15 protein-coding genes are annotated in these 13,791 nt (G+C 30.7%); 13 read left to right on the forward strand and 2 right to left on the reverse strand.

The genetic code is table 11. The annotated features are described in order from the left end of the window. Positions 1 to 134 precede the first annotated feature (134 nt). The 6 genes from thrA (at position 135) to CW733_RS05380 (ending at position 5,990) form a co-directional block, all read left to right on the forward strand. The gene (gene thrA / locus CW733_RS05355; RefSeq protein ID WP_100996223.1) at positions 135 to 2,579 is read left to right on the forward strand and encodes a bifunctional aspartate kinase/homoserine dehydrogenase I; all 2,445 of its coding nucleotides are present in this window, start codon (positions 135 to 137) and stop codon (positions 2,577 to 2,579) included. Between the two features lie 53 nt (positions 2,580 to 2,632). Further along, positions 2,633 to 3,553, forward strand: coding sequence for a homoserine kinase (locus tag CW733_RS05360; RefSeq protein ID WP_100996224.1), 921 nt, complete (start codon positions 2,633 to 2,635; stop codon positions 3,551 to 3,553). 136 nt (positions 3,554 to 3,689) lie between these two features. After that, positions 3,690 to 4,982 (forward strand): threonine synthase, encoded by a 1,293-nt coding sequence (gene thrC, locus CW733_RS05365; protein ID WP_100996225.1) that lies wholly within the window; start codon positions 3,690 to 3,692, stop codon positions 4,980 to 4,982. Between the two features lie 413 nt (positions 4,983 to 5,395). Beyond that, positions 5,396 to 5,518, forward strand: a complete 123-nt coding sequence (locus tag CW733_RS16695; RefSeq protein WP_255411479.1) for a hypothetical protein — start codon at positions 5,396 to 5,398, stop codon at positions 5,516 to 5,518. Then, entirely contained in the window at positions 5,464 to 5,703 is a 240-nt protein-coding gene (locus CW733_RS16605; RefSeq protein ID WP_100998684.1) for a CopG family transcriptional regulator, read from the forward strand. Before CW733_RS16695 ends, CW733_RS16605 begins: the two co-directional genes overlap by 55 nt. Continuing rightward, the gene (locus CW733_RS05380) at positions 5,703 to 5,990 is read left to right on the forward strand and encodes a type II toxin-antitoxin system RelE/ParE family toxin (RefSeq protein ID WP_100996226.1); all 288 of its coding nucleotides are present in this window, start codon (positions 5,703 to 5,705) and stop codon (positions 5,988 to 5,990) included. The genes CW733_RS16605 and CW733_RS05380 overlap by 1 nt, the downstream gene beginning before the upstream one ends. Positions 5,991 to 6,120: 130 nt before the next feature. Here CW733_RS05380 and CW733_RS05385 read toward each other — a convergent pair whose 3' ends face one another. Both CW733_RS05385 and CW733_RS05390 read right to left on the reverse strand, forming a co-directional pair. Continuing rightward, positions 6,121 to 7,548 (reverse strand): SH3 domain-containing protein, encoded by a 1,428-nt coding sequence (locus CW733_RS05385; RefSeq protein WP_100996227.1) that lies wholly within the window; start codon positions 7,546 to 7,548, stop codon positions 6,121 to 6,123. A 2-nt stretch (positions 7,549 to 7,550) separates the two neighbouring features. Then, positions 7,551 to 7,907, reverse strand: coding sequence for a hypothetical protein (locus CW733_RS05390; protein ID WP_100996228.1), 357 nt, complete (start codon positions 7,905 to 7,907; stop codon positions 7,551 to 7,553). 362 nt (positions 7,908 to 8,269) lie between these two features. On the opposite strand from CW733_RS05390, the gene gcvT reads away from it, so the two are divergent. The 7 genes from gcvT (at position 8,270) to CW733_RS05425 (ending at position 13,564) form a co-directional block, all read left to right on the forward strand. Continuing rightward, entirely contained in the window at positions 8,270 to 9,340 is a 1,071-nt protein-coding gene (gene gcvT, locus CW733_RS05395) for a glycine cleavage system aminomethyltransferase GcvT (RefSeq protein WP_100996229.1), read from the forward strand. 8 nt (positions 9,341 to 9,348) lie between these two features. After that, positions 9,349 to 10,263 carry a glutaminase gene (locus CW733_RS05400; RefSeq protein ID WP_100996230.1) on the forward strand — a complete coding sequence of 305 codons (915 nt, stop codon included), beginning with the start codon at positions 9,349 to 9,351 and terminating at the stop codon, positions 10,261 to 10,263. 16 nt (positions 10,264 to 10,279) lie between these two features. Continuing rightward, positions 10,280 to 11,113 (forward strand): sugar nucleotide-binding protein, encoded by an 834-nt coding sequence (locus CW733_RS05405; RefSeq protein ID WP_100996231.1) that lies wholly within the window; start codon positions 10,280 to 10,282, stop codon positions 11,111 to 11,113. 91 nt (positions 11,114 to 11,204) lie between these two features. After that, positions 11,205 to 11,531: a hypothetical protein gene (locus CW733_RS05410; RefSeq protein ID WP_157811542.1), complete on the forward strand. Its 327-nt coding sequence runs from the start codon at positions 11,205 to 11,207 to the stop codon at positions 11,529 to 11,531. Positions 11,532 to 11,554: 23 nt separating this feature from the next. Beyond that, positions 11,555 to 11,845, forward strand: coding sequence for a 4a-hydroxytetrahydrobiopterin dehydratase (locus CW733_RS05415; RefSeq protein WP_100996233.1), 291 nt, complete (start codon positions 11,555 to 11,557; stop codon positions 11,843 to 11,845). 101 nt (positions 11,846 to 11,946) lie between these two features. Beyond that, positions 11,947 to 12,693, forward strand: a complete 747-nt coding sequence (locus CW733_RS05420) for a YebC/PmpR family DNA-binding transcriptional regulator (RefSeq protein WP_100996234.1) — start codon at positions 11,947 to 11,949, stop codon at positions 12,691 to 12,693. Positions 12,694 to 12,802: 109 nt separating this feature from the next. Next, on the forward strand, positions 12,803 to 13,564 hold the full coding sequence (locus CW733_RS05425) for an RDD family protein (protein WP_100996235.1): 762 nt from the start codon (positions 12,803 to 12,805) through the stop codon (positions 13,562 to 13,564). The last annotated feature ends 227 nt before the right edge of the window (positions 13,565 to 13,791 follow it).

The raw sequence follows: 13,791 nt of genomic DNA on the forward strand, positions 1-13,791 counted from the left end.
ACTATGGCTATGTTTACATTTTCAACTTCAATTATTATTACCCTTTTGGGTCTTTAAATCATATACCCTTCCGTCACAATTTGCAGTTTATTTCTACTGCTTTTTTAAAAATAAATACTATAAAATAAATACAAATGCAAGTATTAAAATTTGGAGGAACATCTGTAGGTTCTTCAACAAACATCAATAAAGTTATTACAATATTAGAAGGCTATTCTAAAAAAGATAAAGTAATATGTGTGGTTTCTGCTGTTGGTGGCATTACAGATAAACTTCTTAAAGCTGGTAACTTAGCAAAAACTAACAATAAAAATTATAAAATAGAATACAAATCTATTAAAGATAAGCACATAGATATTTTAGAAGAATTAATTCCTCAAAATAACACTGCAATTGTTACAGCATTAGAAACTAAATTAAAAAAGCTTAAAAATCTTTTAGATGGTATTTTTCTAATAAATGAATTATCTCCTCAAACCTCAGATCGTTTAGTGAGTTTTGGAGAACTTTTATCCTCATTTATTATAGCCGAAACTTTAAAGTCTAGAGGAGTAAATGCAACTAGAAAAAACACACAAGAACTTATTTTAACAAATTCTAATTTCACAAAAGCTGAAGTTAAATTTGAAGTAACCAATAAAAATATTCAAGACTATTTTAAAGAATCGACACAAGATATAACGATGCTTCCTGGTTTTATTTCAAAGTCAGATTTAGCTGAAATTACTACACTTGGTCGAGGAGGATCAGATTATACTGCAGCTATTGTTGCTGCTGCCTTAAAAGTAGAAAAACTTGAAATATGGACAGATGTTAGTGGCATGTACACAACAAATCCTAAACTTGTTAAACAAGCTTTCCCAATAGAACGTATTAGCTATCACGAAGCTATGGAGTTGTCGCATTTTGGAGCGAAAGTACTTTATCCTCCTACTATTCAGCCTGTTTTAGATTTAAACATTCCTATTCATATTAAAAACACGCTTAAACCAAAAGAAGCTGGAACTATTATTTCTAACGAAGGGAATACAAAATCATCTACTGCAACAGGAATTACCAATATTAATGACATTGCACTTTTAACCCTTCAAGGCAATGGTATGGTTGGTATTCCTGGTTTTTCAAAGCGTTTATTTGAAACGTTATCACAAGAAAAAATAAACATCATATTAATTACGCAAGCATCTTCTGAACATTCAATATGTTTCGGAATTTCTAAAGATGATGCAAATCAGGCTGAAGCTGCTATTAATTTAGCTTTCGAATATGAGATTTCTAAACATAAAATAGACCCTATAACCGTAGAAAAAAACCTATCTATTATTGCTTTAGTTGGTGATAATATGAAAAGCCATCAAGGTATTAGTGGTAAAATGTTTAGCGCTTTAGGAAAAAATAATATAAACATTAGAGCGATTGCTCAAGGTGCTTCAGAAAGAAATATATCTGCCGTAATTGCAGAAAAAGATGTAGAAAAAGCATTGAATACTATTCACGAACGCTTTTTTGAAGACAACATTAAACAATTAAATGTCTTTATAACTGGAATTGGCAATGTAGGTGAAAAGTTAATTGACCAAATACAACAGCAAAGTGAATATTTAAAGAAAAACTTAAAAATTGATGTTCGTATTGTTGGTATGGCTAACTCTAAGAAAATGATTTTTAATGCTGAAGGTATCGATTTAGATAATTGGGCAAGCAAATTTCATCATGCAGATAAATCAAGTTTAGAAGGCTTCTTAGAAAAAGCAAAAGAACTTAACTTACGCAACAGTATTTTTGTAGATATAACAGCTAATGAAGGTGTTTCTAAAATGTATGAACACTACTTAAGAAACAGTATTGCTGTTGTAGCTTGTAATAAAATTGCATGTTCAAGTACTTATAGTAATTATAAACTTTTACAAGATTTAGCACTTAAATATAATACACCCTTTTTTTACGAAACTAATGTAGGCGCAGGATTACCAATAATTAATACGTTAAACAATTTGGTGAGTTCTGGAGATAAAGTTACCAGTATTCAAGCTGTCCTTTCAGGAAGTTTAAATTTTGTATTCAATAATTTTAGCGATAAAACTAATTTTCATGATACTGTAAAACGAGCACAATTTGAAGGCTATACAGAACCAGATCCAAGAATAGATTTAAGTGGAATTGATGTTGCTAGAAAAATATTAATATTAGCGCGTGAAAATGGTGGAGCAATGGAAATAGAATCTATTGTAAACGACTCATTTTTAACTAAAGCAAATTTAGAAAGCGACACTGTAGACGATTTTTACAAAACGCTTAAAACTGAAGAAGCACATTTTCAAAAGCTATATGCTTCAGCAAAAGGAAAAAACTGTCAATTAAAATACGTTGCAGAATTTAAAAACGGAAACGCTAAAGTTGGATTAAAAGAAATTCCAGAAGGACATCCTTTTTACAATCTTGAAGGAAAAGATAATATTGTTATGTTCTACACAGAACGCTACCCTGAACAACCATTAATTATTAAAGGTGCTGGTGCTGGTGCAGATGTTACTGCTTCTGGTTTATTTGCAGATATTATAAAAGTAGGTAGTAAATAATAAAATTACTGTATAAAATTACCGCTTTTGCGGAAATGAAAATATTTTTTTCAATGAACGAAATAAAAATACTATCTCCTGCCACTGTGGCAAATGTCTCTTGCGGATTCGATGTTCTTGGCTTTTGCTTAGACAATATTGGAGATGAAATGGTAATACGAAAAACCAAAGTAAAAGGTATAAAAATTACTAAAATTGAAGGATACAATTTGCCTTTTGAAACAGAATTAAATGTTGCTGGTGTTTCTGCATTAGCAATGATTAATGATGCGAATCCAGACTGCGGATTCGAAATTGAAATTTACAAAAAAATTAAACCTGGAAGTGGTATTGGTAGTAGTGCTGCAAGTGCAGCTGGAAGTGTTTGGGCAATGAATGAATTATTAGGAAAGCCATATAACGCAACACAATTAACAGCTTTTGCCATGAAAGGTGAAGCACTAGCAAGCGGAAGCGAACATGCAGATAACCTCGCTCCTGCTCTTTTTGGTGGATTTACTTTAGTTAAATCTACTACGCCTTTGCAAATATTAGAGATTCCAACACCTAGTGAATTATATGCAACTATAATTCATCCTGAAATTGAAATTAAGACAGCAGATTCTCGTGCTATTTTACCAAAAAAAATAGAACTTAAAAACGCCATTACACAATGGGCAAACGTTGGTAGCTTAATTCATGCTATGCATACTAACGATTATAATTTGTTAAGCAATTCGCTAAACGATGTTATTGTAGAGCCACATAGAAGTAAATTAATTCCACACTTCGATTCCGTTAAATCAGAAAGTTTAAAAACTGGTGCTTTAGGAGTAGGTATTTCGGGTTCGGGACCTTCTATTTTTGCTTTATCTAAAGGAAAAGAAAAAGCTGAAGCTGTTGCTCAAGCAATGAAAAACGTATATTCTAAAACCAATATTAATTTTAACGTATACGTGTCTAAAATTAATACACAAGGTATGAAAATTATATAAATGTATAGTCATTACGAGACGTTTTTTAGCGACGTGGGAATCTCTTGAACAGCACTGAAAATTTAAAATTGTACAATAATTAAAAAGATTGCCAAGTCCTTTGTCCTCGCAATGACAAGTAATTAGAAAAATAAAAATGAACTACTACTCACTCAACCATAAAGCACCAAATACAACATTTAAAGATGCTGTAATTAAAGGATTAGCTCCAGATAAAGGATTGTATTTCCCAGAAACAATAACACCATTACCAAAATCGTTTTTCGATAACATAGACGATTTATCATATACTGAAATTGCTTTCGAAGCTATTAAACAATTCGTAAGTCCAGATATTCCTAAAGCTGTTTTAAAAACGATAGTTGAAGAGACTTTATCTTTCGATTTTCCTATTGTAAAGTTAAATGATAATATTTCTACTTTAGAGCTATTTCATGGACCAACAATGGCTTTTAAAGATGTTGGCGCACGCTTTATGGCACGTTGTTTAGGTTATTTTAATAAAGACAATACAAACGAGATTACTGTGCTTGTTGCTACTTCTGGAGATACAGGAGGCGCAGTTGCTAATGGGTTTTTAGGTGTAAAAGGTGTAAATGTTGTTATTCTTTATCCTAGCGGAAAAGTGAGCGACATACAAGAAATGCAATTAACAACACTTGGTCAAAACATAAAAGCACTTGAAGTAGATGGTGTTTTCGATGATTGCCAAGACATGGTTAAACGTGCTTTTTTAGACGAAGAATTAACAAGTAAAATGCAATTAACTTCTGCAAACTCTATTAACGTTGCGCGTTGGTTACCACAACTACTCTATTTTATATTTGCTTACAAGCAATTACATAAAACACATAAAGAAATTGTATTTTCTGTACCAAGTGGAAACTTTGGAAACGTTTGTGCAGGAATGATGGCACAACAGTTAGGCTTACCAATTAAACATTTTATAGCATCTAACAACGAGAATAACGTTGTAACACAATACTTAAAAACAGAAGATTATAACCCAAAACCATCTGTACAAACCATTAGTAATGCAATGGATGTTGGTAATCCAAGTAATTTTATACGTATTCGTGAAATCTATAAAAATAATTTTAACACATTAAAAAACAATCTATCTTCTTATAGTTTTAGTGATGCTGAAACTAAAGTAGCGTTAAAAGAAATTCACGATAAATATAACTATGTTGCAGATCCTCATGGAGCTGTTGGTTATTTAGGCAGTAAAGCTTATTTAGAAAACAATCCTAATGCACATTGCGTGTTTTTAGAAACTGCACATCCAACAAAGTTTTTAGATGTAGTTGAAGACGTTATTAAAGAAAAACAACCACTACCAGAGCAAATACAATCGGTTATGGGAAAAACTAAAGAAGCAACTAAAATTAGTAGTTACGATGGTTTAAAATCGTTTTTATTGAAATAAATGTCATTGCGTAGTATGAAGCAATCTCATTTTTAAAATAGAATATCATGTTTACTTTTTTATTAAATCATATTGTGCTTTCTTTAAAGGATGTAGACCAGTGCATTTCTATAAAAAAGTATTATTACTTGAAGAGGTTAAAAGTACTGCTTCACGTTCTAAAACGCGATGGCTCTCTTTAACAGGCTATAAATACATCTTATTCCTATGAAGTTAACACCAATAAGGCAGTTCATCTTGCTTTAGCGACACCTAATTTAGATTTAATTATTAAACATCTTAATAGTTTAAATATAGAATACTGAGATTGGAAAGGTACACCAAGTAAAGACTACGTTCGCGACGATGGCATACAACAAATATATTTTCAAGATCCAGATGGCTATTGGATAGAAATAAATAATGCTGGTTTTATGTTTTTTTTAGTTTTAATTGCAATAGGAATGCGTTTTGACGATCGTGTAACAGGAAGTTTATCGACATATGCAAAGCAAGCAAAAGTGATTCATTCACTCAACCGAATGATGAGTGGTTAAAAAAACAAGTTGATAAAAAAGAGTACTCAACTAAAAGTGAATTAGTAAACGATTTAATTAGACAAGCAAGAAAGCAGCAAAGACAAATTGACTGGATAAGTACTAAATTGGAAAAAGCCGAAAACAGTGGATTTACGAGTTTAAGCAAAGAACAAATATTAGCGGAATCTAAGTTGTTGATTTAATGGATGATTACAAACTAAGTAATTTAGCCAAAGAAGATTTAATAAGAATTCATAGATATAGTGTTGAAAAATTTGGAACCACTCAAGCAAATAAACATTTCGATTCTTTCTTTGAAAATTTTGATGTTATTTCTGAAAAACCATTTTTTTTTGAATCTGTCGATTATATAAAAACTAAATTTAGATGCTGTGTTTGTGGTTCTGATAGTATTTATTACAAGATAAATAATAATATCGTGGAAATTATGGTGATAGTTGGAAAACAAGATTTGAAAAATATTCTCTAATTTTAAAATTACAGTTGCCAGCACCACATATAATTAATTGCTTGGTTATAGCCTACTTTTAAAATAGGAAGAATTTATATTTAATTAGTAGTTTACACCTTCTCAAGAATGACAAAGAAAATCACTTAACTCAAATCTTCCTCAAATAGCCATCGAAAACATAACCTTGTTTTCCATTATTATATAGTATTTTACACCAACGACCAGTAACCGTTTTGTTATTTGCTTCCTTTAAAATATAATCAATTTTAGATCTCGCAATAATTCTTACTTTAGTATTATAATCTAGTTTATCTATGCGTTCGGTAAAACCGGGTTTCTTTCTAGCCCATAATCCGTTTTTAGCATCAACATACGCTTCAAAACCTGTTATAATGTCTTTAGTAAATTCACCATTTTTGTAATCGTAAATTTCATCTATATCGTAAAACGCTGTGGTTTTTCCTTCTTGATCATCTGTATCAACATCGTAAACCGTTTCGTTTCCAATTTTATTAATAATAATCCTATCCTTAAAACCAGCCATGGAGTTTGGTACTACAAAATTTTCATCTGCTCTATAACTACGAGAATAATCACTTTCGGTGTTTCCTCCTTCACTTTGTGTAAAGCGTTCGTTAATTAAAGTATTAGTTTCTGTATATCCAAAAAGCATATTACTATAAGCATAGCCATCCCAAGTTTCGCCTAAACCATTATTGGTTATTTCTACTAATTCCTGAACGTTTCCAATAGTAAAATCTGAATATGTTTCTTTTACTTCATTAACATCATATAGCGTTTCTATATAATTTTTTTCCATTTTAAGCACATTAGAATCTACTACTTTTCCATCTTTTAGTAAGTTAGATTTATAGACACTTTCTCTCCAGTTATTTTTTGTTTCTACAATAGTGTAACTATAATTTGTGTTTTTAAAATTATGTTTAAAAATTTGTTCTGCTACAGGAAATACTTTTTGAGTTCTCACTTCTCCACTGCCTAAAACCTCTAATTGTTTAGTTATATTGGAGGTTTCCTTATTTGAAACCTTATTAAATATTAAGGTTTTAAGTGTAAAAAAAGTATCTTTAACTTTTAGCATACTTTCAACACGTTCATCTTTAGAAAACACAATTGGATCTTCGATTTTTAATAACTTTCTATTGCTTTGTCCAACAAGTAAATCGTAAGTTGTACCGTTAGCTAGCTTAAAAGTAATTAAGCCAACTTCGGTATTAGCTTCTGGAAAAACTACAGATTTTACAGTCTCAAAATCTTGTTTTAAAACCACATTTGGGTTACACTGTTCGAACAGTTTTGGTAAACTAATTTTATCAATTACTTTTTTCTTGTATTCAAGATATAATTGCACCGAACAGTATTTGTCTTGATGGTTATGCCTTGAAATAACAAGGTTTAGACTGTCTTCAGTTTTAAATTTAAAAGTTATCATCCCTTCTATTGGAACAAACTGATTCTCAGAATTAACTGAACCTACAAAATCTGGATTGCTTTCATTTTTGCATGCTGAAAACATAAATAAAACAAGGATAAGTGTTGTAAATAGGTATTTCATTTTTATTTGTAGATTTTCTCTTTCTTTAATTCATCATTAGACTTATAAAATAACCATTTACCATTTCTTTCATCATCTAATAACAAACCTTCTTCACTAACATACATTTGTTTTAGCTTTCGAGAATATTTATATTGTTTCTCTGAATGAAGCGTTGTTTCAAATTCGAAATTTAATTTTGAAGCTTCATCTAATTCTGGTTTAAAATTAATTTTTATTGCTTTTATTTCTTTTGTTATTCTACCTTTTTTATCGAATTCAATATCTTCTAAAACGTTACCAAAATCATCAAATTTGGTTTTTCTGATGATTTCTCCATTTTCAGAGTAATACATTCTTTCACCAGAGTTACAACCCACATTTTCTTCATTTATATTATAAATTACTTTTCAACAATATACATAATTTGTTTTCTGTCTTTGTACTTGAAAGTTGCTTTTACAGAATCCACTGGTTTTAAATTTTTAGTAAGTTCTAAATACCTTTTAGTATGCTGAGCAAATAAAGATGTTGAACACATTAGAAGTACAATAAGAAGTAAAAAGTGTTTCATTTAATTTTGGATTAATTAAAATAATATCGAAAATTAATCATAATAAACGAACCTAAAAAATTAACAGATTTTTAATATGGAAGACCTTGAAATCAACTCAATAATTTTCAATACTTTTGTTTTACAAATTTTAAGAAATTCCGCTAGACGGAAAAAAATATACTTTACATGAAAAACACAGCATTAACGACAACACACGAAGCACTAAGTGCGAAAATGGTACCATTTGCAGGCTATAACATGCCAGTACAATACGATGGTGTAAACATAGAACATGAAGCAGTAAGAAAAGATTGCGGTGTTTTTGATGTGTCTCACATGGGAGAATTTTTAATCGAAGGTCCTAATGCTTTAAAACTAATACAAAAAGTATCAAGTAACGATGCTTCTAAACTAACTGTTGGGAAAGCACAGTATTCTTGTTTACCAAATGATGATGGTGGTATTGTAGACGATTTAATTATCTACAAGTTAAAAGAAGAAACGTATTTATTGGTTGTAAATGCTAGTAATATTGAAAAGGATTGGAATTGGATTTCGTCTAAAAACAATGTAGATGCTACCATGCGCGATTTAAGCGAAGACTACTCTCTTTTAGCAATACAAGGCCCAAATGCTGTTGAAAAAATGCAAGTATTAACGAGTCATGATTTAGCCGAAATAAAATTCTACAACTTTGTAGTTGGAGATTTTGCAGGTATCGAGAATGTAATTATTTCTGCAACTGGTTATACAGGAAGTGGAGGATTTGAAATCTATTGTAAAAACGATGAAGTAAAACAAATTTGGGATAAAGTTACCGAAGCTGGAGCAAAACCAATTGGTCTTGCTGCACGTGATACGTTACGTCTAGAAATGGGTTATTGCCTTTACGGAAATGATATTACTGATGAAACATCTCCTTTAGAAGCTGGTTTAGGATGGATTACAAAATTCACCAAAAACTTTACAAATTCTGAAGCTTTAAAAGACCAAAAACGTCTTGGTGTGGAACGCAAATTAATTGCTTTTGAGCTTGACGATCGTGGTATTCCAAGACAAGGTTACGATATTGTAGATGGACAAGGTAAAAAAATAGGTGTAGTAACTTCTGGTACTATGTCTCCAATGTTAGGAAAAGGTATTGGCTTAGGTTATGTACCAACTGTTTTTACAGATGTTAATAGTAAAATTAACATTCAAATTCGTAAAAATGCAGTACCAGCAACAGTTGTAAAATTACCTTTCTACAAAGGATAAAAAAACGTATGATAGATTTCCAAAATGTTATTGAAGAAATCCATAACGATTTAAAACTTACAACACAAAGAGGTGTTGTAGCTTCTTATATACCAGAACTAGCAAAGCAGCGCAATACTAGTTTTGGTATATATTTAAAGCATGTAAGTGGAGATAATTGCCATGTTGGAGATTGGGATAAACCATTCTCGATACAAAGTATCTCTAAGGTTTTAGCACTATCTAAAGCTATTGCTTTTGAAGGTAATAACATTTGGAAACGTGTAGATGTAGAACCTTCTGGTAACCCGTTTAATCACTTATCTTTATTAGAATTAGAAAACGGAATCCCAAGAAATCCATTAATAAATGCAGGAGCTATTGTTGTTGCAGATATTTTAGTAACACACCTTAAAAATCCTAAAGAAGATTTTTTACATTATGTTAGAGGTATTTCTGGAGATCAAACTATAGACTATAATCTAGATGTAGCAACATCAGAGCAGCGAACAGGTTTTAAAAACTATGCAGCAGCAAATCTTTTAAAATCTTTTAATAATCTAAATAACGATGTCGATGTTGTTTTAGATTTTTATTTTCACCAATGTGCTTTAGAGATGAATTGCGAGCAACTTGCAAATGCATTCTATCTCTTTTCTAACAGAGGAAAATGCGTTAATAATATACAACACTTAACATTAAGTCAAATAAAAAGAATTAATGCTATTATGCTTACCTGTGGCTTTTATGATGAGGCTGGAGAGTTTGCATTCGAAGTCGGTTTACCAGGAAAAAGTGGTGTTGGTGGTGGCATTGTAGCTTTACTACCAAACAATTTTGTTATTGTTACTTGGGCTCCAGGTTTAAATGCAAAAGGAAATTCTCTTATAGGAATGCAAGCGTTAGAGCAATTTACCACAAAGACAAACCGTTCTATTTTTTAGTATTTAGAGTTATTTAATGAAACAGGAAATAGACAAAAAACATAGAATTTTAGTTTTAGGTGCCAGTGGCTTTATTGGCGAAGCTATTTATAGAGAGCTCTGCTCCTATTTTAAAACCTACGGAACTTATAGAACAGGTAATTATAGCTTTGATAAGAATCAGCATTACTTTCAATATAATGTTTTGGAAGATGATATTTTCGAAATTCTAGAGATAGTAAAACCTACAGTTGTTGTATCTGCACTTCGCGGTAATTTTTCGGCTCAAGTAATTGCACATGCGCATATTTGCGAGTATGTAATTGCAAATAATGCTAAACTATTATTCTTATCTTCTGCTAATGTTTTCGATGCTTACAGTAAATTTCCAAGCTACGAGTTAGATAAAACCTTAAGCCATAGCATGTATGGTCATTTTAAAATTAAAATTGAAAACATGCTATTGCGTATGCCCAAAAAGCAAGTCGCAATTATAAGATTACCAATGGTTTTTGGAGCGCAATCACCAAGAATTAAAGAGATTAAAGCCTTTTTAAAAGAAGGGTTGCCAATTGAGGTGTTTCCTAATTTGGTGATGAATGTGACTACAGACACTAAACTAACACAGCAAATTCATTATATAATTAACAGGAATAAGTCTGGAATTTTTCATCTTGGAAGTAGCGATTTAGTGCATCATGATGATTTTATAAAAGAAATTATTGAAACTTTAGGAACTACAAAACCGTTACTAAAAAATGTTTATACTACTAACGAAGAGCGTTATTTAGCCGTATTGTCTAAAGAGAATAAATTACCAAAACATTTACAGTTACAAAGTGATACTGTTTTGAAAGAGTTGGAGGTTTAACATATTTGTTTCATTATCCATTTTAATAACAATTAATATTGACTAAATTAGAACGAACCAAGTAAACGAAAAGCGAGTAATTATTTCAGGATTGGTTTCATCAAAATTAAATCGAGAAAGCCATCTTATTCCTATTAGAAATAAGATAATAAATCAAGGTGAAAAAATAGCTGGAGAACTTGTTCAAAGAAGAGGCGTTTCTAGAAGTAAAAAACCAGGAGGTTCTAAACTGCTCGATTTACCTCTTAGTTCTCGAACCTACATAAGCACAGGGAAAATTGAAGAATTAAAAGAACTATCAAAAAATTTAAATGCCGATATTATAGTGTTTATTAATAACTTGAATACCTCTCAAATACAAAATATAGAAAGGCTTATTGAAACAAAAGTTGTGACACAAAATATTTTAGATAAATAACGAATTAACTTAAAACAAAGACCATGTTAAAACTCACAGAAAAAGATATCGAAAAACACTTAGAAAAATTACCAGAATGGGATTACAAAGACAATGCAATCCATACAGAATACGAATTCAATAATTTTAAAGATTGCTTTAGTGCCATGAGTAGAATCGCTTTTGAGTGCGAAGCTCTAAACCATCATCCAGATTGGTCTAACACTTACAATGTTTTAAATATTAAATTATCGACTCATGATGCTGGAGGCGTTACTTTAAAAGATATTAAACTAGCACTTGCAATAGAAGGTATTGTTGAGGAAGAAGAGTGATTTAGTTTTTATACGTCGTATAATTTATTAAATTTGTGAAACAGTAAATTAATTAACTAATACATTTCCACATATTCGGAAATAAAAAAATATAACTTTCTATGGGAAGAGCTTTTGAGTTCCGTAAAGCAAGAAAAATGAAACGTTGGTCTGCTATGAGTAAAGCATTTACTCGTATTGGAAAAGACATTGTAATGGCTGTAAAAGAAGGTGGTCCAGATCCAGGCAGTAACTCGCGTTTACGTGCAGTGATACAGAATGCAAAGTCGGTAAACATGCCAAAAGACAATGTAGAGCGTGCCATAAAAAAAGCTAGTGAAAAAGATCAAGGCGATTTTAAAGAAGTTATTTTCGAAGGTTATGCACCACATGGTATTGCTGTTTTAGTAGAAACCGCTACAGATAATAACAACAGAACTGTTGCTAATGTAAGGAGCCATTTTAGTAAATGTGATGGTAGTTTAGGAACTTCTGGTTCTGTAGTATTTATGTTCGATCATACATGTAACTTTAAAATAAAGGCTGAAGGATTAGATCTTGAAGAATTAGAGCTTGAACTTATTGATTATGGCGTAGAAGAAATTTTTGAAGATACAGATGAAGATGAAAATAGAGAAGAACAAAACTATATTCTTATTTACGCACCTTTTGAAAGTTTTGGAAATATTCAATCGTATTTAGAAGATAATTCTCTAGAAATTATTACTTCTGGTTTTGAGCGTATACCTCAAATTAATAAAGCGTTAACTCCAGAACAAGCTGAAGATGTAGAAAAACTTCTAGAAAAATTAGAAGAAGATGATGATGTACAAAACGTGTATCATACTATGGAAGAGAGTGCTGAATAGTCGTTATAAATATCATTAAATATTTGTTTTCTGATTTTATTATAGAATACGAGTAGTAACTATTATTAGGTAACACGTTAGCCTCCAATACAAACTAACCATTAACCTAATGACCGAAAATTTAGATAAAGAATATCTTTTGTCAAGTAGAAAAAGACGAATAGCAGCGTTTTTAATTGACCATTTTACAATAACATTTCTAATAGTAGGAATTGTATTCTTATTATTAGGAACAGATTTTATGGATGAAAATAATTTTAGTAATCTAATTACTAAAATGTTACCAGCAATGCTTGTTGGTTTTCTTTTATACTTTGCAAAAGACTCTATAAAAGGAATTAGTCCTGGAAAATGGGTTATGGGAATTATGGTTAGAGACGAAAAAAATCCAACTGAAGTTCCTTCTATAGGTAGATTATTCCTCCGAAATTTATTTTTAATAATTTGGCCTGTAGAATTTATAGTTCTTGCCTCAAGTCAAGAAAAAAAAAGACTTGGAGATAAAACTGCAAAAGCAATTGTAGTTAAAAACCCAAATAAACCAACAAAGATGCCTAGAATTCTAGCATTAGTTGGAATTGGAATTGCCTTTTTTACGTTTACAATTTTGTTTACTGGTTCGGCTATGAAAAATTCGGATGCCTACAAAGTAGCAATTATCGAAATTGAACAAAACGAAGAAATATTATCGGAAATTGGCGGAATAAAAGATTACGGAATGATGCCAACTGGAAGTGTGAATATTTCAAATGGATATGGAGAAGCTCAACTAGAAATAAAAGTTCTCGGAAATAAAAAGGATTTGAATGTTAGTGTTTATCTAACAAAAGAACCGAACGGAGAATGGAAATTAATAGAACTTAACAAATAATTACTGATATACACCTTCTAAAAGTTAAGCGGTAGTTATTGCTTAATTAAAGATTAGTACTATTTTTTACATCTGGCTTTTTTTTTAAATGATTTAAGCCTTTTCCAATCAATGTGAATTAGAAACGTTAAAGATTACTTTTTCTAAATTAATTAATTGCGGAATTCAACAAAACGATATTAACACATTTGCAAACCAACAAATTTTAACTTTTTATTTGATTTTTC

Source organism: Lacinutrix sp. Bg11-31 (genome assembly GCF_002831665.1).
GTDB lineage: Bacteria > Bacteroidota > Bacteroidia > Flavobacteriales > Flavobacteriaceae > Lacinutrix.

What these genes read in the sequence shown, in the direction of transcription:
- CW733_RS05360 (WP_100996224.1), top strand. Translation starts at nt 2,633, where the DNA reads ATGAACGAAATAAAAATACTATCTCCTGCCACTGTGGCAAATGTCTCT.
- CW733_RS05425 (WP_100996235.1), top strand. Translation starts at nt 12,803, where the DNA reads ATGACCGAAAATTTAGATAAAGAATATCTTTTGTCAAGTAGAAAAAGA.
- CW733_RS05400 (WP_100996230.1), top strand. Translation starts at nt 9,349, where the DNA reads ATGATAGATTTCCAAAATGTTATTGAAGAAATCCATAACGATTTAAAA.
- CW733_RS05415 (WP_100996233.1), top strand. Translation starts at nt 11,555, where the DNA reads ATGTTAAAACTCACAGAAAAAGATATCGAAAAACACTTAGAAAAATTA.
- thrA (WP_100996223.1), top strand. Translation starts at nt 135, where the DNA reads ATGCAAGTATTAAAATTTGGAGGAACATCTGTAGGTTCTTCAACAAAC.
- CW733_RS05420 (WP_100996234.1), top strand. Translation starts at nt 11,947, where the DNA reads ATGGGAAGAGCTTTTGAGTTCCGTAAAGCAAGAAAAATGAAACGTTGG.
- gcvT (WP_100996229.1), top strand. Translation starts at nt 8,270, where the DNA reads ATGAAAAACACAGCATTAACGACAACACACGAAGCACTAAGTGCGAAA.
- CW733_RS05380 (WP_100996226.1), top strand. Translation starts at nt 5,703, where the DNA reads ATGGATGATTACAAACTAAGTAATTTAGCCAAAGAAGATTTAATAAGA.
- CW733_RS05405 (WP_100996231.1), top strand. Translation starts at nt 10,280, where the DNA reads ATGAAACAGGAAATAGACAAAAAACATAGAATTTTAGTTTTAGGTGCC.
- CW733_RS05385 (WP_100996227.1), bottom strand. Translation starts at nt 7,548, where the DNA reads ATGAAATACCTATTTACAACACTTATCCTTGTTTTATTTATGTTTTCA.
- CW733_RS16695 (WP_255411479.1), top strand. Translation starts at nt 5,396, where the DNA reads ATGTTTTTTTTAGTTTTAATTGCAATAGGAATGCGTTTTGACGATCGT.
- thrC (WP_100996225.1), top strand. Translation starts at nt 3,690, where the DNA reads ATGAACTACTACTCACTCAACCATAAAGCACCAAATACAACATTTAAA.